Origin of the sequence: Methylobacterium cerastii (assembly GCF_022179125.1) — a bacterium.
GTDB classification, from domain to species: domain Bacteria; phylum Pseudomonadota; class Alphaproteobacteria; order Rhizobiales; family Beijerinckiaceae; genus Methylobacterium; species Methylobacterium cerastii.
The window spans coordinates 140816-162493 of sequence record NZ_BPQG01000004.1; the positions used below are offsets into that span (position 1 = coordinate 140816).

At 70.7% G+C, this 21678-nt stretch carries 17 protein-coding genes; 9 read left to right on the forward strand and 8 right to left on the reverse strand.

The window, feature by feature from the left end:
- Positions 1–140: 140 nt before the first annotated feature.
- The 4 genes from pdxA to lptF form a co-directional block, all read right to left on the reverse strand.
- A complete protein-coding gene (pdxA, locus tag MFF13_RS01375; protein ID WP_238270214.1) occupies positions 141–1259 on the reverse strand; it encodes a 4-hydroxythreonine-4-phosphate dehydrogenase PdxA in 1119 nt (372 codons plus the stop codon).
- A gap of 79 nt (positions 1260–1338) precedes the next feature.
- Positions 1339–3942 carry an LPS-assembly protein LptD gene (locus MFF13_RS01380; protein WP_147750337.1) on the reverse strand — a complete coding sequence of 868 codons (2604 nt, stop codon included), beginning with the start codon at positions 3940–3942 and terminating at the stop codon, positions 1339–1341.
- Positions 3943–4036: 94 nt separating this feature from the next.
- The gene (lptG, locus tag MFF13_RS01385; RefSeq protein ID WP_147765305.1) at positions 4037–5125 is read right to left on the reverse strand and encodes an LPS export ABC transporter permease LptG; all 1089 of its coding nucleotides are present in this window, start codon (positions 5123–5125) and stop codon (positions 4037–4039) included.
- A 6-nt stretch (positions 5126–5131) separates the two neighbouring features.
- Positions 5132–6289 carry an LPS export ABC transporter permease LptF gene (lptF, locus tag MFF13_RS01390; RefSeq protein ID WP_147765304.1) on the reverse strand — a complete coding sequence of 386 codons (1158 nt, stop codon included), beginning with the start codon at positions 6287–6289 and terminating at the stop codon, positions 5132–5134.
- Positions 6290–6517: 228 nt separating this feature from the next.
- Here lptF and MFF13_RS01395 point away from each other — a divergent pair, with 228 nt between their 5' ends.
- From MFF13_RS01395 to msrP, 4 genes are all read left to right on the forward strand, one after another.
- Positions 6518–8017, forward strand: coding sequence for a leucyl aminopeptidase (locus MFF13_RS01395; protein ID WP_147832325.1), 1500 nt, complete (start codon positions 6518–6520; stop codon positions 8015–8017).
- Positions 8018–8061: 44 nt separating this feature from the next.
- A complete protein-coding gene (locus MFF13_RS01400; RefSeq protein WP_238270216.1) occupies positions 8062–8745 on the forward strand; it encodes a hypothetical protein in 684 nt (227 codons plus the stop codon).
- Positions 8746–8945: 200 nt separating this feature from the next.
- Positions 8946–10580, forward strand: coding sequence for an AMP-binding protein (locus MFF13_RS01405; protein ID WP_373322468.1), 1635 nt, complete (start codon positions 8946–8948; stop codon positions 10578–10580).
- 115 nt (positions 10581–10695) lie between these two features.
- The gene (gene msrP, locus MFF13_RS01410; RefSeq protein ID WP_147832328.1) at positions 10696–11634 is read left to right on the forward strand and encodes a protein-methionine-sulfoxide reductase catalytic subunit MsrP; all 939 of its coding nucleotides are present in this window, start codon (positions 10696–10698) and stop codon (positions 11632–11634) included.
- A gap of 318 nt (positions 11635–11952) precedes the next feature.
- Here the strand turns inward: msrP and MFF13_RS01415 are convergent, their stop codons facing one another.
- The 4 genes from MFF13_RS01415 to MFF13_RS01430 form a co-directional block, all read right to left on the reverse strand.
- Positions 11953–13548: an acetate--CoA ligase gene (locus tag MFF13_RS01415; RefSeq protein ID WP_238270220.1), complete on the reverse strand. Its 1596-nt coding sequence runs from the start codon at positions 13546–13548 to the stop codon at positions 11953–11955.
- Between the two features lie 6 nt (positions 13549–13554).
- A complete protein-coding gene (locus MFF13_RS01420; RefSeq protein ID WP_238270221.1) occupies positions 13555–14154 on the reverse strand; it encodes a nitroreductase family protein in 600 nt (199 codons plus the stop codon).
- A gap of 73 nt (positions 14155–14227) precedes the next feature.
- Entirely contained in the window at positions 14228–14482 is a 255-nt protein-coding gene (locus tag MFF13_RS01425) for a hypothetical protein (RefSeq protein ID WP_238270223.1), read from the reverse strand.
- A gap of 119 nt (positions 14483–14601) precedes the next feature.
- Complete coding sequence (locus MFF13_RS01430) at positions 14602–14919, reverse strand: helix-turn-helix domain-containing protein (RefSeq protein WP_238270225.1); 318 nt, start codon at positions 14917–14919, stop codon at positions 14602–14604.
- A 254-nt stretch (positions 14920–15173) separates the two neighbouring features.
- Here MFF13_RS01430 and MFF13_RS01435 point away from each other — a divergent pair, with 254 nt between their 5' ends.
- From MFF13_RS01435 to carB, 5 genes are all read left to right on the forward strand, one after another.
- Complete coding sequence (locus MFF13_RS01435; protein WP_147750347.1) at positions 15174–15686, forward strand: META domain-containing protein; 513 nt, start codon at positions 15174–15176, stop codon at positions 15684–15686.
- A 110-nt stretch (positions 15687–15796) separates the two neighbouring features.
- A complete protein-coding gene (locus MFF13_RS01440) occupies positions 15797–15949 on the forward strand; it encodes a hypothetical protein (RefSeq protein ID WP_187273745.1) in 153 nt (50 codons plus the stop codon).
- A gap of 246 nt (positions 15950–16195) precedes the next feature.
- Positions 16196–17170, forward strand: a complete 975-nt coding sequence (gene cysK, locus MFF13_RS01445; protein ID WP_147764436.1) for a cysteine synthase A — start codon at positions 16196–16198, stop codon at positions 17168–17170.
- A gap of 152 nt (positions 17171–17322) precedes the next feature.
- Positions 17323–17700: a hypothetical protein gene (locus tag MFF13_RS01450; RefSeq protein ID WP_147764435.1), complete on the forward strand. Its 378-nt coding sequence runs from the start codon at positions 17323–17325 to the stop codon at positions 17698–17700.
- Positions 17701–18143: 443 nt separating this feature from the next.
- On the forward strand, positions 18144–21617 hold the full coding sequence (carB, locus tag MFF13_RS01455; protein ID WP_147764434.1) for a carbamoyl-phosphate synthase large subunit: 3474 nt from the start codon (positions 18144–18146) through the stop codon (positions 21615–21617).
- The last annotated feature ends 61 nt before the right edge of the window (positions 21618–21678 follow it).

A 21678-nucleotide genomic window follows, 5' to 3' on the forward strand; every position in this document is an offset into this window, starting at 1 on the left:
GAAGAGCCTCAACCGGCGTCGCCCCCTCACCATCGGCTGCCGCCTCGCTTTGCCGACGACGAGGTCGGCAAAGCCCTCTCCCCGCGCGCGGGGAGAGGGGATGCGCGCGGAAGCGGGCGCACCGCCTGGCAAGGACCAGCTCACAACTCGTCCTCCGCATCGAAATGCGCGGCCGGCATCGAGCGCGGGCGGCCGACGTAGGCGTTCAGCGGAATGATGTCGGCGGTGCGGCCCGCGCCGCCGGCCCGCGCCGCCGCGGTGCGGGCGAGGCGGTCGGCGAGCCGGATCGCGGCGATCAGGCTGTCGGGGCGGGCGAGGCCCTTGCCGGCGATGTCGAAGGCGGTGCCGTGGTCCGGCGAGGTGCGCACGAAGGGCAGCCCGAGGGTGACGTTGACGCCGTCGTCGAAGGCGATGGTCTTCACCGGGATCAGCGCCTGGTCGTGGGTCGGGCACAGCGCCACGTCGTAGGTCCGTCGCGCCCGCTCGTGGAACAGCGTGTCGGCGGGAAGCGGCCCGCGGATGTCGACGCCCTCGGCGCGCAACCGCGCCACCGCCGGCGCCAGCACGTCGCGGTCCTCGTGGCCGATCGTCCCGGATTCACCCGCATGCGGGTTGAGGCCGGCGAGCACCAGCCGGGGCGCTTCGAGGCCGAAGCGCTCGGCGAGGTCTCGGGCGACGATGCGGGCGGTCTCGACCACGAGGTCCTGCGTCAGCAGCCCGGGCACGTCGCGCAGCGGCACGTGGATCGTCACCGGCACCACCGCGAGCGTCTCGCTCCAGATCATCATCACCGGGCGCGGCGGCGACCGGCCGGGGGCGACCGCGAGCGCCGCCAGGAACTCGGTGTGGCCGGGATGGGCGAACCCCGCCCAGGTCAGCACGAACTTGGCGATCGGGTTGGTGACGACCGCCGCCGCCCGGCCCGTGCGGACGAAGCCGACGGCGGCGGTGATGGACTCGATCGTCGCGCCGGCCGTAACCGAATCCGGGACGCCGGGCTCGGCGAAGGTCTCGTTCCCGCTCGGCAGCGCCACCACGGGGAGCGCGCGGGGGAACACCTCGGTCGCGGTCTCGGGGTCGATCTCGGCGATCGGCACGGCGAGGCCAAGGCGGTTCGCGGTCCGCTCGACGAAGGCCGGGTCTGCCACGAGGAAGAAGGCGGGGAGTGGGTCGGCGGGCGTGCTGGCGAGCCAGGCCGCAAGCACCAGTTCCGGTCCGATCCCGGCAGGGTCTCCGAGCGTCAAGGCGAGGGGGAGCATCGGGGTCGGCGGGGTTTCGCGGCGGGAGGCCTGCCTTAGCAGGAGCCTCCCATCGCCGCGAGCCCGTGCGTCTTAGCCGTCAATGCGCCGAGGCGATGCCGTCCGCCGTGGTGGCGGTGCCGACGTTCTGGCGCAGGTCCGCCTCGCCCAGGGTCTTGAGCTCGACGCGCAGCAGCACGGTCTGGTTGCGCTCGGAGACGCCGGTCACCGTGGCGATCGGCGAGACGATGTAGTTGAGCGAGACCGTGGTGCACTCGTCCTGGTAGCCGGCGCCGACGCTCATGCCGGAGAGGTAGAACCGGCCCGGGTTCTGGTAGGTCGGCAGGTTGCCGACGGGGTTGGCGATGTAGCTCGTCAGCGCCTCGGAATAGAGCGTCCGGGTGTCGAGGTAGTGGGTCAGGTCGACGAGCGCCGAGCCGGTGACGAACCAGTTCGGGGTGATGTTGTAGGTCGCCGTCGCGGTGATGCCCTCGCGGCGATGGCTGAAGCCGAGCAGCGGCTGCGCCTCGTAGTACGAGTAGAACGCCGAGAGCGACAGCGGCAGGAACGGCGCGAACCGGGCGGTGATGCCGGTCTCGAAGCGGTTCACCTTGAAGTCCGCCTGGTCGAAGCGGGCGCGCGTGATCAGGCTGATGTTCTGGTTCGGCGAGACCTGGACGCGGCCGACGAAGTCGGAGGCCGCGGTTTCCAGGCCTGAGTTCAGGCCGACGTTGGCGATGTCGCCGCGGCGGAACGAGTTGACGCCCGCGATCTGGATCGACTCGCCGAACATCGCGTTCGCGTACCAGCCCGAGGCGGTGACCACCGAGTACTGCGCGCCCAGGTTGGTGCGCACGCCGCCCTCGACCCGGTCGTAGCCGGAGAACTTGTCCCACTGGAACAGCGAGGTGTCGTCGAAGACGAGGCTCTGCGCGTCCTCGTTCGGCAGGTGGCCGATCCGGTTCTCGGACGGCCGGGCGATGACCTGGGCGATCGGCTCGAGGGTGTGGACGCCGAGCGGCCCGAAGTCGCTGACGAAGGGATAGCGATAGTCGATGCCGACCGCCGGCATCACGCGGCCGGTGAAGCCGTCGTCGACTGAGGCGATCTGCGGCACCAGGGCGTTCTGGTAGCCCGACAGGCTCGGGTTCACGAAGAACGCGTCGGTGCGCAGGTACGCGAACGGCGTGATCGCCTGGCCGAGGTCGTCGATGAAGGTCCGGCGCCAGGAGAGCTGGGCCGAGGCGCGGGTGTCCGTGCCTGCCAGGCCCCGCACCAGGCAGGTGTTGCGGTTGAAGGTCGTGCAGGTCTCGTAGAGCGGATAGCTGATGCCGTTGACGCTCGGGCTGAACAGGTAGGTGCCGGTGCGCGGCAGGCCCTGGAAGTCGGTCGCCTCGCGGGTCAGGCTGGTGATGTTGGCCTGGAAGCGGACCTCGCCGCCGAGCTCGCCCGGGCCGTTGATGCGCTTGTCGTAGTCGATCACCGGCAGGACGAGGGGCTGCTCCTTCTGCCAGTCGAAACTCGACAGGCCCTTGAAGTAGTAGCCGCGCATCTCGAAGTACGAGCGGTCGCCCTGACCGATCAGGTACGCGGTCGACACCGCCTCACGGAAGTAGTCCGTCGTGATCGACTGGTTGCGGATCCGGTAGTTGTCGAGGAACCACTTGTCGGTCACGCCGACGAGGTCCCAGCCGGTGCGCCAATTCTCGTTGATGTAGAACCGACCCTTGGATTCGATCGAGCCGCGGAAGTCGCGGTCGCCGGCGCCCAGCGGCCCCGGCAGGAAGGCCGAGGGTGTCGTCTGGAAGATGCCGGAGACGCGCAGGTTGTAGCTGCCGTTGTCGAGGCGCTGGCGGAACTCGCCCTGCCCGAGCACGCCCTGGCGGCTCAGGAAGGACGGCGACAGGGTCAGGTCGTAGTCCGGCGCGAGGTTGAAGAAGTACGGCACCGTCAGGCCTGTGCCGAGCGCCGTCGAGTTGATGAAGCGCGGGGTGAGGAAGCCGCTCTTGCGCTTCACCGTCGGGTCGGCGGACTCGAAGTACGGCAGGTACGCCACCGGGATGCCGGCGATCTCGACCGTCGAATCCTCGAAGTAGATCGTGTGCGTCTCGTTGTTGTGAATGATCTTGGCGGCGCGCACCTGCCACAGCGGCGGCTTCTCCGGGTGGTCGCGGCAGGGCTCGCAGGCGGTGTAGGTGCCGTAGTCGAAGCTGGTCTGTTCGCCTTCGAGGCGCTCGCCGCGCGGGGACGAGAACCGCGTGCGGATGGTCTCGCCCTTCTTCACCACCGTCTGCTGGATGCGCAGGCTGTCGATGAAGCCGCTCTTGAAGTCGTCGGTCAGCTCCATCTTCTCGCCGGTGACGACCGCGCCGTCTTGGTCGGTCAGGCGAACGTTGCCCTCGGCGAAGACGCGGCTCGACGCTCGGTCGTAGCGGACGCGGTCGGCCTGCAGCGTGCGCGGGCCGTAATGCAACTCGGCGTTGCCGCGGGCGGTGACGGTGTTCTTGTCGTTGTCGTAGATCAACTCGTCGGCCTCGACGAGGAGCTTGTCGCCGGGCTTTCCGGCCACGGGTTTGCCGGCCGAAGGCTTGGCTGCGCCCGGCAGGCCCTGGGCGTCGGCGGGCACGGTGCCGCCGATCGGCGCCGCGGCGCAGAGGAGCGCCAGCAGCCCGAGGACCTTCGCGATGTCGGCGACCTTACGCAACGCCTGTCCCAACTCCGGTGACGACCGCCGCCACGTTTCCGTCCACGTCCGCCTCCCGCGCCCACGTCCGATACCCGCATCCGAGGCGCGGGCGTCAGCCGTCTTCCTGGTACAGAAGCGTGAGCGTACCGAGAAGGCTTCCTACCACGGCCGGGAACCACGCCGCCACCGGCGCCGCGACGATCCCGGAGGCTCCGAGGCCTTCCATCACTTGGCGGGCGACGTACAGGGCGAACCCCGCCGCGACCCCGCCGAGCACCAGCTTTCCCACACCACCAAAGCGGAAGAACCGTAAGGAAACGGTTGCCGCCACCAGCACCATGGCCAGGAAGAGGATCGGCCTGGCCCAGAGCACATCATACTGGAGACGGTAGCGGGTGGCATCCAACCCCGCCCGCTCGGTGCGTGCGATGGTGTCGGGTAGTTGCCAGAATGGCACGGATTCCGGGGGGGTGAAGCGCTGCCGCACCTGGCTCGGGTCGAGGGTCGATGCGATGAGGTAGGTGCCGAACGAATCCGGCGGGGCGCCTGGCGTCAGCACCCGGGTGTCCGTGAGCTCCCAGTAGCCGTCGTGCAGGCTCGCCCGCGCGGCGACGATCTGGGAGACGAAGCGGCCTTCCGCGTCGAAGGTGAAGACCTGGACGCCGGCCAGCGTCGTCGTGCCCTCGATCGCGGTCTCGGCGCGGATGATGGCGCCGCCGTCGAGGCTCTTCTGGCGGATCCACAGGTCCTTGCCCGAGGAGGCCTTGGTCGACTTGGCGAAGATCTTCGCCTCGATCTCGGTGGAGCGCTGCTTCATCATCGCCGAGACCGGGTTGTAGACCCCGACCGTGAAGGCGCCGAGCGCCAGCGCCACGAAGAAGCCCGGCTGCAGGAACTGCCAGGCCGAGATCCCGGCGGCGCGCGCCACCACGAGCTCGAGCTTGCGCGAGAGCTGGAGCAGGGCCGCCATCGAGCCGAACAGCACCGCGAAGGGCAGCACGCCCTCGGCCACCGCCGGCGTGCGGTAGAGCGAGAGCTGGGCCATCAAACCTGTGGACGCGCCCTCCGCGTCGCCGGCGCGGCGCAGCAGCTCGACGAAATCCAGGGTGTAGACGAGCGCGAAGACGGTGATGAACACGCCGAGCACGGTGCGCGCGAAGCGGGCGGCGAAGTAGCGCCCGAGGGTGAAGCCGATCAGCATGACGGCTCAGCCGGCGGCGAGCCGGGGTGCGCGGAAGCGCCCCCGCAGGGCGGATACGATCCGGGCGTTGAGGCCGCGCACCGCGGGCCCCTGGAAGATCACGAGCGACGACAGCGCGATCGCCAGCAGCGGCACCGCGTAGATCGCCACCACCGCGCCGGCGCTGCGGGTCGCCGCGCTGGTTGCGGTGAAGCCGGCGATGCGCAGCGCGACCACCGCCAGCACCGCGCCGGCCATCGCGCCGGCCCGGCCCTGGCGCGTGGTGCGCGGGTCGCCGAGCGCGGCGAAGGCGATGAAGACCAGTGCCAGCGGATAGAGCCAGGCCGAGAGCCGGTCGTGCAGCTCGGCCCGGAAGCGGCCCTTCTGCAGCTTGAAATAGCCCTCGCTCTTGTCGGGGAAGAGCAGCTGCGCGGTCGAGCGCTCGCGCGGCTTGTACACCGTGTCGGCGTCCGGCGGCGCGAAGGCCGCGAGGTCGATCGTGTAGCGCTCGAAGGTCAGGATCGAAGAATCCCGGCTGTCCTTCTGCTGCTGGTGCACGCTGCCGTTCTGCAGGGCGAGGTAGCTGCCGCCGTCCACGTCGATCGCGTTGCCGCGCTCGGCGAGGTAGACCTTGGTCTTGCCGGCCTCGCGCCGGTCCTGGATGAACAACCCGAGCAGGGCGCCGCCGGGGCCGCGCTCGCGGAAGTGGAAGGTGATGCCGTTGTCGAGCTGGGTGAACTGCCCTTCCTTGACGACGTTGGCGATGAAGTCGCCGCGCACGCGGGTGATCACGTCGCGCAGCTCCTGGAAGCTCGCCGGCATCACGACGATGGTGATGAAGCCGACGAGCGCGCTCACCGCGAAGGCCAGCGTGAGGAAGGGCCGCAGGATCGCCCTCGGCTTCATCCCGGCCGCCGACATCACGATCAGCTCCGAATCGCCGTTGAGGCGGTTCAGCGCGTAGACGACGGCGATGAACAACGCGACCGGCGCGATCACCACCACCAGCGTCGGCAGCGACAGGCCGGTGATGAACAGGAAGACCAGCACGGTCTGGCCCTTGGCCGTGATCAGGTCGAGCTCGCGCAGCGCCTGCGTTACCCAGATCGTGCCGACGAGGCCGACCAGGCAGGCGAGGAACGCCGCGAGCGCGATGCGGAAGATGTAGCGCGCGATCTGCGTCATCGAATCATCCCCGCCGCCCTCATCACAGCGCCCGCCGCCCCCTTCCGGTCCCGCCCCGGACCGTGCCGCCGGATCGCCCGGCCCGTCCTCCGATGGCGCGTGAACTGGGGCCTTTCGAGGGCGCCCGCGTCGCGTTGCGTTCTCCGCCTCACCGGCTACACAGGGCACCGGTGGGCGTGCGGCTGTCGAGCACGCTCGTGACAGCGGAACAGGGCAGAAGGCAACGCCATGTCGGACGGCATCACCATCCATTTCGCCCCCCTCGGTCGGGGCGGATCCGGGGACCTCGTGGTGTTCGTCGGCGACGACCTCGTGCTCGGCGCGGGCGCCCGCGACGCGCTCGGTCAGGCGGGCGTCGACCTGGTCTCCCGGGCCGCCGGCAGCGAGAAGTTCAAGGCGCGCGCCTCGAGCGCGATGGTGCTGCCGGCGCCGGCCGGCGTCGACGCGGACCGCCTCGTGGTGGTCGGGCTCGGCACCGACAAGGACCGGGGCAAGATCGACTGGCCGGTGCTCGGCGGCTTCACCGCGGGCAAGGTCGCGGGCCGCGAGGCCCGCGTGGTGCTCGACTGGCCGGGCGCCGCGGCGATGCCGGCGGACGCCGCCGACTTCACGCTCGGCGCACGCCTGCGCAGCTACGCCTTCGACCGCTACAAGACCAAGAAGAAGCCCGAGGCCGAGGACGCGAAGGCCGCGACCACGCTGACCCTGATGCTCGCCGGCCACGCCGAGGCCGAGGCCGCCGCAGGCGCGAGCGCCGCCGTCGCAGAGGGCGTGACGCTCGCCCGCGACCTCATCAACGAGCCGCCGAACGTCCTCACCCCGGAGGAGTTCGCCCGCCGCGCCTCCGAGCTGACCAAGCTCGGCGTCGAGGTCGAGGTGCTGGAGCCGGCCCGCATGCGCGAACTCGGCATGGGCGCGCTGCTCGCCGTGGCGCAGGGCTCGGTGCGCGAGCCGCGCGTCGTGGTGATGCGCTGGAACGGCGGCCCCGGCGGCGAGGCTCCGGTCGCCTTCATCGGCAAGGGCGTCGTGTTCGATTCCGGCGGCATCTCGATCAAGTCCGCCGGCGGCATGGAGGACATGAAGGGCGACATGGGCGGGGCGGCCGCCGTCGTCGGCACCCTGCACGCGCTCGCCACCCGCAAGGCGAAGGTCAACGTCGTCGGCGCCATCGGCATCGTCGAGAACATGCCCGACGGCGCCTCCTACCGCCCGTCCGACATCGTGACCTCGATGTCGGGCCAGACCATCGAGGTCATCAACACCGACGCGGAAGGCCGCCTCGTCCTCGCCGACGTGATCTGGCACGTGCAGGGCGCCTACAAGCCGAAGTTCATGATCGACCTCGCGACGCTGACCGGCGCGATCATCGTCGCGCTCGGCCAGGACATCGCCGGCCTGTTCTCGAACGACGACGAGCTCGCCGGCCGGATCCACGCCGCCGGCGAGGTGGTGGGCGAGATGGTTTGGCGGATGCCGCTGATCCCGGCCTACGACAAGGCGATCGACTCGAAGTTCGCCGACATGAAGAACACCGGTGGCCGTCATGGCGGCGCCGCGACGGCGGCGGCCTTCATCAAGCGCTACGTCAACGACGTGCCGTGGGCGCATCTCGACATCGCCGGCGTCGGCATGTCCTCCACCGCCAGCGAGATCAACAAGAGCTGGGGCGCCGGCTGGGGCGTGCGCCTGCTCGACCGGCTGGTGCGCGACCACTACGAAGCCAAGTAGCGGTCGCGTTTCGTCTAGCGGCCGCGGTCCGGGGGGACGGTTCGATGCGGAATTCCAGTGTTGCCGCCGCCGCCCCCGTGGTGGCGGCGCTACTCGCCCTCGGCCTCGTCGCGGCCACGGGCCTCAGCCAGCGCTCCGACCTGCCTGAATGGCTGGCGCCACGCGCCTACGGGTTCTTCCTCGACAGCTATCCGCTGTTCGCCTTCGCCCTGGCCTACGGCTTGGCCCGCCTCGTCGCGGCGGCCGCGGCGCCGGGGCCGGCCGGCGTCCCGCGCCGGGCGGTGTGGGGCGTCGTCGGGATCGCTGCGCTGCTGCTGGCCTCGCTCTACCCGACCTTCGGCGGCGTGATCCTGCGCGGGGCCTACGGCACCGGCAGCATGGCGTTCCTCACCGGCCAGCCGCTCTGGCTCGCCTACGCCCTCGGGGCCGCGGTCGCGGCGCTCCTGTTCGGCACGATCCTCGGCCTGTTCGGCTGGCTCGCGGCCGGGCGGCTCCGCCCGCGGACCGGCTGGCGCGCCCGCATCGGGTTCACATTCTGCGGTTTCCTCGCCCTGTGGTTCGCCGCCGCCCTCCTCGGGCTCGGCCGGGCGGAGGGCATCGGACCCTGGCCGGGCCGGGCGTTCGACGGGTCGGAGGCGGGCATCGCCGCGCTGCTGGTCCTCGCCGCCGCCCTGCCGCACGCCCTCGTCGTGGCCTTCGGCCGACGGGCGCGTGCCGCGACGGCATAATCCGCCGGCTGTCAGCGCCTGCCGCCCGGGGCCGGCTGCGCTCGCTTGCCGCGGGCGGAGCGATCCCGCACAGTCCCAGCCAAGGGGAGCGAACACGCAAGACCGATAAGCGCGGCCAAGAATGCCGTGCGCGATGGAGAAACGCCGTGATCCAGGAAAGCCGGGCACCGCGCCCGTGGCTCGCCGCCTACCCGCCGGGCATGCCGGCGGAGATCGACGCCGACAGCCTCGGCACCCTCGTCGACCTGTTCGAGACCAGCACCGCGCGCTTCGCCAAAAGGCCGGCGGTGACGTGCTTCGGCTCTTCGATGACCTACGCCGCGATGGGCGCCGCCGCCCGCGCGCTGGCCGCTTGGCTCGCCGCGCAAGGACTCGCCAAGGGCGACCGCGTCGCGATCATGATGCCGAACGTGCCGGCCTACGCGGTCGCGATCTTCGGGGTGCTGGTCGCCGGCGGCACGGTGGTCAACATCAACCCGCTCTACACGCCACGCGAGCTGTCGGCGCAGCTCAACGATTCCGGCGCGCGCATCCTCGTCGTGCTGGAGAACTTCGCCCACACCGTCGCCGAGGCGATGCCCGGCGTCGCCCTCGACCGCGTGGTGCTCGCCGGCCCCGGCGACGGCCTCGGGCTCAAGGGCAAGGTCGTGGATCTCGCCTCGCGCCACCTGAAGAAGGCGGTGAAGCCCTTCGCCCTGCCTGCGGACAAGACGGTGCGGTTGGACGCGGCCCTGCGGCAGGGCAGGGGGCTGAAGGCGCCTGCAATCCAGGTGACGCAGGGCGACATCGCCTTCCTGCAATACACCGGCGGCACCACCGGCATCGCCAAGGCGGCGATGCTAACCCACCGCAACATCATGGTGAACGTCGTCCAGAGCGAAGTCTGGCTCGAGGGGATCGAAGCGCCCGGCCGGGTGATGGTCACCGCGCTGCCGCTGTATCACATCTTCGCGCTGACCTGCTGCTTCTTCTTCTTCATGCGCACCGGCGGCAGCTGCCTGCTGATTCCCAACCCGCGCGACGGCGACGGCTTCGTGAAGACGCTGGCGAAGACGCGCTTCACGCACTTCTCTGGGGTCAACACCTTGTTCAACTTGTTGAACAACCATCCGAAGATCGACACGGTGGACTTCTCGCAGCTCGACTACGTGGTCGCCGGCGGCATGGCGGTGCAGAGCGCGGTCGCCGCGCGCTGGAAGGCGGTCACCGGCAAGACCATCATCGAGGGCTACGGCCTGTCGGAGACTTCGCCGGTGGTCTGCGTGAACCCGTATCGGCTGGGGACGTGGTCCGGCACGATCGGCTACCCGCTGCCCTCCACCGAGGTGTCGATCCGCGGCCCTGACGGGATGCCGGTGCCGGCCGGCACCCCCGGCGAGATCTGCGTGCGCGGGCCGCAGGTGATGAAGGGCTACTGGAAGCGCCCCGACGAGACCGCCGCCGCCACCACCGCCGACGGGTTCTTCCGCACCGGCGACGTCGCCGTGATGGAGGCGGACGGAGAGGTGCGGATCGTCGACCGGATGAAGGACATGATCCTCGTCTCCGGCTTCAACGTCTACCCGAACGAGGTCGAGGACGTGCTCGCCGCCCATCCCGGCGTGCTCGAATGCGCCGTGGTCGGCGCGCCCAGCGCCGAGACCGGCGAGATGGTGGTGGCCCACGTCGTCGTGCGCGACCCCGACCTGACGCCTGAGGCGATCCGCGCCCACGCGCGAACCCAGCTCACCGGCTACAAGGTGCCGCGCAAGGTCGTGCTGCAGGCGAGCCTGCCGAAGACCAACGTCGGCAAGGTGCTGCGCCGGGCGCTCCGCGACGAAGCGCCACCCGCGTGACGCGAAACGCAGGTAACCCCTGCGCCGTAGACGGCGAACATTCAGTTCGCGGCAGGCGCCCGGCACCCGCGAGGGGCGGCGCGGCTGCGGCGGCGGACACGATTCGGAGACGACGATGCTGATCAAGCGGTTGCGCGGCTGGGAGATTCCCGAACACCTCGTCACGCCGGAATCGGTGTTCCTCGACCGGCGGGCGCTGCTCGGCGGCTCCGCCGGCCTCGCGGCGGCGGCGATGCTGGGCGGGCGGGCGCTGGCCGAGACCGGCCCCTATCCGGCCCCGCGCAACGACGCCTACGCCCTCGACCGTCCGCTGACTCCTGAAAAGTTCAGCGGCGACTACAACAACTTCTACGAGTTCGGCACATCGAAGACCGTGCTGCCGGCGGCCGACGCCCTCAAGACTAGCCCGTGGACGATCAAGGTCGACGGCCTGGTGGAGAAGCCGTTCGACATCGGGGTCGAGGACCTGGTCCGCAAGGTCGGCCTGGAGGAGCGGCTCTACCGCCACCGCTGCGTCGAGGCGTGGTCGATGTCGGTGCCGTGGACCGGATTCCCGCTGGCGAAGCTCGTGGCGCTGGCCAAGCCCGCCTCGGGGGCGAAGTACGTCCAGCTGACGACCTTCCTCGACCGCAAGATGGCGCCGGGCCAGCGCACCTTCTACCCGTGGCCCTATGTCGAGGGCCTGACGATGGAGGAGGCGGGCAATGACCTCGCCTTCATCGCCACCGGCATCTACGGCAAGCCGCTGCCGAACCAGTTCGGCGCGCCGATCCGCCTCGCGCTGCCGTGGAAGTACGGGTTCAAGTCGATCAAGTCGATCGTGAAGGTTTCGTTCGTGGCCGAGCGGCCCAAGACCTTCTGGGAGGCGCTCGGCCCGTCCGAGTACGGCTTCTGGGCCAACGTCAACCCGGCCGTGCCGCACCCGCGCTGGAGCCAGGCGAGCGAACGCGTGCTCGGCACCGACACCCGCGTCCCGACGCTGATCTACAACGGCTACGGCGAGCAGGTGGCGGGCTTATACAAGGACCTCCAGGGCGAGCGCCTGTTCGCCTGAGGCAGTCGGTCGCTGCGCATCCCCTCTCGCCGCACGGATCTCGGGCCTGCCCGAGATCCGATCTTGCCTGCCGAAGTCGGGCAGGCCCGACTTCGGTGGGGGAGAGGACTTCGCCGACCTCGTCGTCGGCGAAGCGAGGCGGCAGCCGCCGGTGAGGGGGGCGACGGAAGAGCCTCGTCCGGCACCTCCCCCTCACCGCCGCTGCGGCTCCGCCTCCGCTTCCCGCAGGCACGGCGAGGTGCCTGCGGGCCTCTCCCCGCCCGCGGGGAGAGGGGGCTCCCCGGAAGGCGGACCGACCGAGCCTGGCGAGCCGACGACTCACCCCGCGTCGCGCAGCGCCCGGCGGATGATCTTGCCGGTTGTCGTCATCGGCAGGTGATCGCGGAATTCGATCTCGCGCGGGTATTCGTGGGCCGAGAGCCGGGTGCGGACGAAGGCCTGGATCGCGTCGGCGAGCTCCGGCGAGGGGGCATGGCCCGGGCGCAGGACGACGAAGGCCTTCACGATCTCGGTGCGCAGCGGGTCGGGCTTGCCGATCGCGGCGGCGAGCGCCACCGCCGGGTGGGTGCAGAGGCAATCCTCGATCTCGGCCGGGCCGATCCGGTAGGCGGCCGAGGTGATGAGGTCGTCGTCGCGGCCGACGAAGTGGACGTAGCCGTCGGCGTCGCGTCGTGCCTGGTCGCCGGTGAGCATCCAGTCGCCGGAGAACTTGCGCGCGGTCGCCTCCGGCTGGTTCCAGTAGCGCAGGAACATCACCGGGTCGGGGCGGGCGACGGCGATCTCGCCCGGCTCGTCCACGCCGGCCTCGCTGCCGTCGGGCCGAAGGATCGCCACGCGATGGCCGGGCACCGGCACGCCGGCCGAGCCCGCCCGCCCGACCCCTTCCGCGGGCGCGGCCGAGAGCACGAGGTTGCACTCGGTCTGCCCGTAGGCCTCGCCGACGGAAAGCCCGAGGGCGTCCTTCACCCAGCGATAGGTGTCGGCGCCGAGCGCCTCGCCCGCCGAGGCGACGTTGCGCAGGGACGAGAGGTCGTAGCGCTCCCGCGGCGTCGCGATCGTCCGCAGCATCCGCAGCGCGGTCGGCGCCAGGAAGGCGTTGGTGATCCGCAGGCGTTCGATCAGCCGGAAGGCGGCGTCGGCCTCGAAGCGGGCGGCCCGCGCCACCACCGGCACGCCGTGGCGGAGCGAGGGCATCAGCACGTTGAGCAGGCCGCCGGCCCAGGCCCAGTCCGAGGGCGTCCACATCAGGTCGCCGGAGCGGGGCGGGAAGGCGTGCATCCGGTCGAAGCCGGGCATGTGGCCGAGCAGCACCCGGTGCCCGTGCAGGGCGCCCTTCGCCTGGCCGGTGGTGCCGGAGGTGTAGATCATCAGCGCGGGGTCGTCCGGGCCGGTGTCCCGGGCCGCGAAGTCGGGCGCGGCGCCGGCGAGCAGGTCGGCGAGACTGAGCGCGTCGCCCGCGGCGCCGTCCACCGAGACCAGCAGCGCGAGGTCGGGCAGCCGCCCGCGGATCGGGTCGAGCTTGGCCAGTCCCGCTGCGTCGGTGATGCAGGCGCGCGCGCCCGAATCGGCCAGCCGGTAGGCCAGGGCCTCGGGGCCGAACAGGCCGGCCAGCGGCAGGGCGACGGCGCCGAGCTTGTAGGCGGCGGCGTGCGCCACCATCACGGCGGCCGATTGCGGCAGCAGCACCGCGACGCGGTCGCCGGGCGCGACGCCGTGGGCGGCGAGCGCCCCGGCGAGGCGGTTCGAATCCGTGCGCAGCCGCCCGAAGGTCGTGGTCGCGACCGCGCCGTCGGCGGCGACCTCGAGGATCGCCGGGCGCTCCGGCTCGGCCGCGCCCCAGCGGTCGCAGACGTCGACGCCGACGTTGTACCGGGCCGGGATGTCCCAGCGGAAGCCCGGCCCGGACGCGTCCACCCGCCCCTAGCCGCGGTCGGCGGGGAAGCCGCCGGCGAAGACGAAGTCGGTGATCGGCCGGCGGCCGTTATGGGCCTCCTTGGCGCGCTGGTCCGCGTCGAGCTCGGCCGGCGCCACCGCGCGGCCGACGCCGTAGGCGGCCTCGATGGTGTGGTGCTCGGGTACGTTGAGCACGCCCGGCGCGCGCTCCCGGTCGAACCCGCCCATGCCGTGGACATGCCAGCCCTGGCGGTTGGCCTGGAGCTGGAAGGCCAGCGAAGCCGCGCCCGCATCGAGGGAATGGCTCGCCGACGGCTTGAGCTCGTCGCCGACCTTCATGCGCTCGTTCGAGACCAGGAACACCAGGGCGCCGGTGCCGGCGACCCATTTCTGGTTGCCCGGCAGGATCAGGCCGAAGAACGTCTCCCAGTGCGCGTCGTCGCGCAGGGCGTAGAGGAAGCGCCAGGGCTGGGAATTGTAGGAGGAGGGCGACCAGCGCGCCGCCTCGAACATCCGCATCAGCTCCGCCTCGGGCACCGCCTCGCCGGTGAACAGGCGGGGCGAGCGGCGATCGACGAAGAGCGGGTCGACCGCGTGGTCGGGCCGGCGCGGGTTGTCATCGGTCACGGGCGTGGTCTCCGGATGGTGCGGCGCGTTGGCAACGCTTTGCACGAGCGGCGGCCCTGTCGGCAAGGCCGGCTCAGCCGCGGCCGGACAGCCCGCCCATGCGCGCGCGCCGCCCCTGCTCGACGTGCCAGCGCGCCTCCGCCACGGCGCCGGCGAGGCGGCGGATGCGCCAGCGCCGCCACGGGCGGATCAGCGGATGGCCCGGAAGCCCCGCCTCGTGCCGGCGCAGGCGCGCGAGCAGCCCGGGTATGCAGGAGGCCGCCGCCTCGCTGGTGGCGATCTCCATCTGGCGCAGGGTCTCGCGGAGTTCGGCCTTGTGGTCCGCCATCGTCCCGGCTCGCGCATTCGAAGGCCACGATCCTGAACCGACGCCGGGGCGCGGGCGAGGTGGCACGGGCGCGCGGGTCCCCGAGGCGGGGCCCGGTGCCCATTCAGCGATCGTTTTCGTCAGCGATCGTTCTCGGTGGTCAGGGCGTCGGCGCGGATGCCTTCGCCGCCAGCCGGTCCGAGCCGCACGCCGGAGCTGCCGTCCTCGGTGAAGGCGACGCCGGCCGCCATCAGCGCGCTGCGCAGCACCTCCAGCTGGCCCGAGGGCGGATCGCCGTGGCCCGCCTCGAAGTCGCGCACGAAGCCGGCGTCCAGCCCGGCCTTGCCGGCCAGCTCGGCTTCCGACCATCCGAGCAACCCGCGCGCCGCCCGCGACTGGACCGGGCTCATCGGCCTCGGGGCCGCGCCGCTCTGGCCACCTTCGTCAGATCCCGCCACGCCGAACTCTCCTCACATCCATCGATCCGGTGCGTGACAACGGAGCGGAACCCGGATCGTTTCAGAAATCCCGCGGCGCGTCCGCCGAACTTCGCGTGGGATGCCGGCAAAAGCCCGCCCGCGGTCGCCTTGACCACAATTGCGCTGAAATCCTATCGCATTGGCGCTTCCGCGCGCCGCCACGAGCTTCGGGATGCACAAGCTTCAGGATGCTTGAGGGTGGCGCACCGGGACAACGGGACAAGGGGCGTACCATGAAACCGATGCTGATCGCCGCTCTGGCCTGCGCCGCCGGCGCGCTGGCGCTGACCACGGCCACCGAGACGATGGCGCAGGGCGCGGCCTCGATGAGCGGCTTCGGCAAGGGCAACCGCCGGCCCGGCGGCGAAGAGAAGAAAGAGCAGTACATCCCCGGCGCGAAGCAGACCGAGAAGGTGTTCCCGCTCGATTCGACCTGGACGGCGGTGAGCATCAACGGCAAGCCGTTCGGCGGCGCCGACCGGCCGAGCTTCATCATCGACAAGCAGTACCGCGCCCGCGGCTACGGCGGCTGCAACACCTTCGCGGCGACCGCCTTCCCGCTCAAGGAGCAGCACCTCGCGGTCGGCCCGCTCGCCCTCACCAAGAAGTCCTGCGACAAGAGCCTCCAGGCGGCCGAGCAGGCCTACTTCGTGGCGCTCCGTACCACCGCGCAGTGGGACATGGTCGGCTCGCAGCTCGTGCTCAAGAGCCCCAACGGTGAGCTGAAGTTCGACCGCGCGCTCTGAGGCCCCGTTTAAGGCCCCGTTGACCACGCCGCGAGACGCCGGAGCCGGATTCACCCGGCCTTGAGACGCCCTCGCGCCTTCTGCCCTCCGGTTCACGACGGGGGCGGCGCATGGCGAAGGTCGGTTTCGGGCGGGCGGCGCTCCGCCCCGGCATCCAGGACGTCTCCCGCTACGTCGCGCCGTCGAGCTTCCACCGCGGTGCGGCCTGGCTCGCGGCCGCCCTGCCGCTGCTCGGCATCCTCCTGGTGATGGGCGCACGCTGACGAGGCGCCCCGACCGCCCGGCGCGCGAAGAACGATCTTCCCCGCATCGGCGTCTGCGCAGTCGGGATCTTCCACGCCGCCGCGAGGCATGCCGGCGGAGGAGAAAAAGATCGCCCTGCCCGGCACTTGGCCCGATTGCCCCCGCCCGCCGCACGCGATATCCCGGCTCCGGAAACGCCCGGCCCCGCCCCGTCAGGGGCGGTCCGGCGCGCCGTCACCTGAGCGTCCCTTCGGAGATTCGCGACCATGGCATCCGCCGACACCCAAGACCGCAAGCCCGGCCATGGCCGCGTCTACGGCTCGATCACCGAGACCATCGGCAACACGCCGCTCGTGCGCCTGAACCGCCTGCCGCAGGCGCGCGGCATCGACGCCGAAATCCTGCTGAAGCTCGAGTTCTTCAACCCGATCGCCAGCGTGAAGGACCGCATCGGCGTCAACATGATCGACGCGCTGGAGGCCTCGGGCAAGCTGAAGCCGGGCGGCACCCTGGTGGAGCCGACCTCCGGCAACACCGGCATCGCGCTGGCGTTCGTGGCCGCCGCCCGCGGCTACCGCCTGATCCTGGTGATGCCCGAGACGATGTCGCTGGAGCGCCGCAAGATGCTGGCCTTCCTCGGCGCCGAGCTCGCGCTGACGCCGGGGCCGCAGGGCATGAAGGGCGCCATCGCCAAGGCCGAGGAGCTGCTCTCCGAGATCCCCGGCTCGGTGATGCCGCAGCAATTCTCGAACCCGGCCAACCCCGAGATCCACCGCAAGACCACCGCGGAGGAGATCTGGAACGACACCGACGGCCAGCTCGACGCGTTCGTGGCCGGCGTCGGCACCGGCGGCACCATCACCGGCGTCGGCTCGGTGTTGAAGCCGCGCCTGCCGAACCTGAAAGTGTTCGCGGTGGAGCCGACCGATTCGCCGGTCATCTCCGGCGGCCAACCCGGCCCCCACAAGATCCAGGGCATCGGCGCCGGCTTCATCCCGGACAACCTCGACCGCGCCATCGTCGACGGCGTCATCACCGTCTCGAACCAGCAGGCGTTCGAGACCGCCCGCGAGCTCGCCCGCCTCGAAGGCATCCCCGGCGGCATCTCCACCGGCGGCAACGTGGCCGCGGCACTGGAGCTGGCGAGCCGGCCGGAGTTCAAGGGTAAGCGCATCGTCACGATCGCGTGCTCGTTCGCCGAGCGCTACATCTCCTCGGCCTTGTTCGAAGGCATCGGCTGAGTCTTTAGCCGGGCGGCCGCAATTGTGGCGCCGAGCGGAAGCCCGGCGTCACAGAAAATACAGGATCGGCCGGCATCCCACGGCAACCGCCTGTTAACGACGATCCGCCAACGGTCGTCGCCGGGCCGATTGCCGACCAACGGGGCTGACGGATGACTTTCGACGACGCGCGCGACGACTTCTCCCGTCTGCACCGCATCTTCAGCTTCCACCTCGGGGTCGCCGTCGGCCTTTCGTGGCTGACCACGCTCTACGCCGCCTGCTACGCGCCGTGGGTGCGCAACATCCGCGCGATCCTCGATCCCGCCTCCGGCCTCGACCACATCGAGAGCACGGTGTCCTACCTCTTCGTGATGCCGGCGCTGCTGACGCTGGCCTGGGTCTCGCTGGTCTTCGGCCGCGAGGTGATCCGCCGCTCGCAGACCCTGCCGAACGTCGCCTTGGAGTTCGCGGTCGCGGCGCTGGTCGCCTTCGGCGTCTTCTACCTCTCGATCGACCGCGCCGTCGCCGCGCTCTACGCCGGCCTCTGAGCGGGCCGAAGTCGTTTTCGGCCGTCTCGGCCGCCGCACGCGCGCACCTTTCACTTCAGACAACCCCGGACCCGTCGTTCCGGGGCGCCGTAGGCGAGCCCGGAATCTCCAGAACCGCCGTGGCGCCCGAACCAGTCTCCCTCGGCGGCTCTGGATCCCGGGCTCTGCTGCGCAGCCCCGGGATGACGGCGGCGAGGCTGTCCCGTCGATTCGCAGGCCTCGCCCAGCAGGACCGGTCGCCCCGGGGTGGAGGTGGAAAACGCACCCGCCCGAAGCGCTTGTGAAAGCGGATGGGCCAACCATGCGCGCGCACGCCCTTTCAAACGCCTGCGGCTGCGTGTAGACGCGGGCCTCAACGACAATCCCGCCGCCTGCGCCCATCCGTGCCGCCCGTAGACCGGGGCTGCGCGGCCGGGCACGCGTGACCGTACCGAAGGCGTCCGATGCCGAAGCGCACCGATATCTCCTCGATCCTCATCGTCGGCGCGGGGCCGATCATCATCGGGCAGGCCTGCGAGTTCGACTATTCCGGCACCCAGGCCTGCAAGGCGCTCCGCGAGGAGGGCTACCGGATCGTGCTGGTGAACTCGAACCCCGCGACCATCATGACCGACCCGGACATGGCGGACGCGACCTACGTCGAGCCGATCACCCCCGAGATCGTCGCCAAGATCATCGAGAAGGAACGGCCGGACGCGATCCTGCCGACCATGGGCGGGCAGACCGCGTTGAACTGCGCGCTCTCGTTGCAGCGCATGGGCGTGCTGGAGAAGTACGGCGTCCAGATGATCGGCGCGACGGCCGAGGCCATCGACAAGGCCGAGGACCGGCACCTCTTCCGCGACGCGATGACGAAGATCGGGCTGGAGACGCCCAAGTCCGAGCTCGCCAACGCCTCCGCCCCGAAGAAGGCCGACCGCGACAAGCGCCTCGCCGAGATCGCCCGCATCGAGGGCCAATGGCCCGCGGGCGCGGAGCGGGACGCGGCGATCGCCGCCTTCGAGAAGACCTGGCATGCGGGCGAGGGCGACCGGCGCAAGCGCTACATCGAGCATGCGCTCGGCCAGGCGCTGATCGCGCTCGCCGAGGTCGGCCTGCCGGCGATCATCCGGCCGTCCTTCACCATGGGCGGCACCGGCGGCGGCATCGCCTACAACCGCGAGGAGTTCCTCGACATCGTCGAGCGCGGCATCGACGCCTCGCCGACCAACGAGGTGCTGATCGAGGAATCGGTGCTCGGCTGGAAGGAATACGAGATGGAGGTCGTTCGGGATAAGAACGACAACTGCATCATCGTCTGCTCGATCGAGAACATCGACCCGATGGGCGTCCACACCGGCGATTCCATCACCGTCGCGCCGGCGCTGACGCTGACCGACAAGGAATACCAGGTGATGCGCGACGCCTCGCTCGCGGTGCTCCGCGAGATCGGCGTCGAGACCGGCGGCTCGAACGTGCAGTTCGCCATCGACCCGGCCACCGGCCGGATGATCGTCATCGAGATGAACCCGCGCGTCTCGCGCTCTTCCGCGCTCGCCTCGAAGGCCACCGGCTTCCCGATCGCCAAGGTCGCGGCCAAGCTCGCCGTCGGCTACACCCTGGACGAGATCGCCAACGACATCACCGGCGGCGCGACCCCGGCCTCGTTCGAGCCGACGATCGACTACGTCGTCACCAAGATCCCCCGGTTCGCGTTCGAAAAATTCCCCGGCGCCGAGCCGACGCTCACCACCGCGATGAAATCGGTGGGCGAGGCCATGGCGATCGGCCGATGCTTCGCCGAGTCGCTGCAGAAGGCGCTTCGCTCGCTCGAGACCGGGCTGACCGGGCTCGACGAGATCGAGATCGAGGGGCTGGGCAAGGGCGACGACCACAACGCGATCAAGGCTGCCATCGGCACGCCGACGCCGGACCGGCTGCTCAACGTCGCGCAGGCGCTCCGCCTCGGCATCAGCCACGCCGAGGTCCACGCATCGTGCAAGATCGACCCGTGGTTCCTGGAGCAGCTGCAGGGCATCATCGACCTGGAGAACCGGGTGAAGGCGCACGGCCTGCCGACGACGCCGGGCGCGTTCCGCCAGCTCAAGGCCGCCGGCTTCTCCGACGCCCGCCTCGCGGTGCTCGCCGGCACCGACGAGCCGGCGGTGCGCGAGGCGCGCCACGCCCTGAAGGTGCGGCCGGTCTACAAGCGCATCGACACCTGCGCCGCCGAGTTCAAGGCGCCGACCGCCTACATGTACTCGACCTACGTCGCCCCCTTCGCCGGCGAGGTCGCCGACGAGGCCCGGCCGACGGACGCGAAGAAGGTCATCATCCTCGGCGGCGGCCCGAACCGGATCGGCCAGGGCATCGAGTTCGACTATTGCTGCTGCCACGCCTGCTACGCGCTGTCGGAGGCCGGCTACGAGACCATCATGGTCAACTGCAACCCGGAGACGGTCTCGACCGACTACGACACCTCCGACCGGCTCTACTTCGAGCCGCTGACGCAGGAGGACGTGCTCGAGATCATCGAGACCGAGCGGCAGAACGGGACGCTCCACGGCGTCATCGTGCAGTTCGGCGGCCAGACCCCGCTGAAGCTCGCCCGCGCGCTCGAAGCCGCCGGCGTGCCGATCCTCGGCACCTCGCCGGACGCGATCGACCTCGCCGAGGACCGCGACCAGTTCAAGCGGCTGCTGGACAAGCTCGGGATGAAGCAGCCCAAGAACGGCATCGCCTACTCGGTCGAGCAGGGCCGGATGGTCGCCGCCGACCTCGGCCTGCCCTTCGTGGTGCGGCCGAGCTACGTGCTCGGCGGCCGCGCCATGGCGATCATCCGCGACGAGACGCAGTTCGCCGACTACCTGCTCGACACGCTGCCGAGCCTGATCCCGTCCGAGGTCAAGTCGCGCTACCCGAACGACAAGACCGGTCAAATCAACACGGTGCTCGGCAAGAACCCGCTGCTGTTCGACCGCTACCTGTCGGACGCGGTCGAGATCGACGTGGACGCGGTCTGCGACGGCACCGACGTGTTCATCGCCGGCATCATGGAGCACATCGAGGAGGCCGGCATCCATTCCGGCGATTCGGCCTGCTCGCTGCCCTCGCGCTCGCTCTCGCCCGAGACCATCGCCGAGCTCGAGCGCCAGACCAAGGCGATGGCGCTGGCGCTGAAGGTCGGCGGCCTGATGAACGTGCAGTACGCGATCAAGGACGGCGCGATCTACGTGCTGGAGGTGAACCCGCGTGCGTCCCGCACCGTGCCCTTCGTCGCCAAGGTGATCGGCGAGCCGATCGCCAAGATCGCCGCACGCGTGATGGCCGGCGAGGCCCTGGCCACGTTCGGCCTGAAGAAGAAGGTCCTGAACCACATCGCGGTGAAGGAGGCGGTGTTCCCCTTCGCGCGCTTCCCCGGCGTCGACGTGCTGCTCGGGCCGGAGATGCGCTCCACCGGCGAGGTCATCGGGTTGGACGCTGGCTTCGGCGTCGCCTTCGCCAAGAGCCAGCTCGGCTCCGGCACCAAGGTGCCGCGCTCGGGGACGGTGTTCGTCTCGGTGCGCGACGGCGACAAGGCCCGCATCCTGCCCTCGATCCGGCTGCTCGCCGGCCTCGGCTTCTCGATCGTGGCCACCGGGGGCACCCAGCGCTACCTCGTCGAGAACGGCGTCGCCTGCGACCGGGTGAACAAGGTCCTGGAGGGCCGGCCGCACGTGGTCGACTCGATCAAGAACGGCGACATCCAGCTCGTCCTGAACACCACCGAGGGCGCGGGCGCGCTGTCGGACTCGCGCTCGCTGCGCCGGGCGGCCCTCTTGCATAAGGTGCCGTACTACACCACTCTGGCGGGAGCGATGGCGGCGGCCGAGGGCATTCAGGCCTATCTCGAAGGCGATCTTCGGGTCCGCGCCCTGCAGGAATACTTCGCAGCCTGAAGCCGGGCGGCGACACGACGTTTCGAACCGATCGCGGGACACGCGTTCGGACGGGTTGTTG

Excerpts from the sequence above, each read along its gene's own strand:
- lptF (WP_147765304.1), bottom strand. The coding sequence starts at position 6,289 with ATGACGCAGATCGCGCGCTACATCTTCCGCATCGCGCTCGCGGCGTTC.
- MFF13_RS01440 (WP_187273745.1), top strand. The coding sequence starts at position 15,797 with ATGGCGAAGGTCGGTTTCGGGCGGGCGGCGCTCCGCCCCGGCATCCAG.
- MFF13_RS01450 (WP_147764435.1), top strand. The coding sequence starts at position 17,323 with ATGACTTTCGACGACGCGCGCGACGACTTCTCCCGTCTGCACCGCATC.
- MFF13_RS01405 (WP_373322468.1), top strand. The coding sequence starts at position 8,946 with ATGCCGGCGGAGATCGACGCCGACAGCCTCGGCACCCTCGTCGACCTG.
- pdxA (WP_238270214.1), bottom strand. The coding sequence starts at position 1,259 with ATGCTCCCCCTCGCCTTGACGCTCGGAGACCCTGCCGGGATCGGACCG.
- MFF13_RS01395 (WP_147832325.1), top strand. The coding sequence starts at position 6,518 with ATGTCGGACGGCATCACCATCCATTTCGCCCCCCTCGGTCGGGGCGGA.
- cysK (WP_147764436.1), top strand. The coding sequence starts at position 16,196 with ATGGCATCCGCCGACACCCAAGACCGCAAGCCCGGCCATGGCCGCGTC.
- lptG (WP_147765305.1), bottom strand. The coding sequence starts at position 5,125 with ATGCTGATCGGCTTCACCCTCGGGCGCTACTTCGCCGCCCGCTTCGCG.
- msrP (WP_147832328.1), top strand. The coding sequence starts at position 10,696 with ATGCTGATCAAGCGGTTGCGCGGCTGGGAGATTCCCGAACACCTCGTC.
- MFF13_RS01425 (WP_238270223.1), bottom strand. The coding sequence starts at position 14,482 with ATGGCGGACCACAAGGCCGAACTCCGCGAGACCCTGCGCCAGATGGAG.
- MFF13_RS01400 (WP_238270216.1), top strand. The coding sequence starts at position 8,062 with ATGCGGAATTCCAGTGTTGCCGCCGCCGCCCCCGTGGTGGCGGCGCTA.
- MFF13_RS01435 (WP_147750347.1), top strand. The coding sequence starts at position 15,174 with ATGAAACCGATGCTGATCGCCGCTCTGGCCTGCGCCGCCGGCGCGCTG.
- carB (WP_147764434.1), top strand. The coding sequence starts at position 18,144 with ATGCCGAAGCGCACCGATATCTCCTCGATCCTCATCGTCGGCGCGGGG.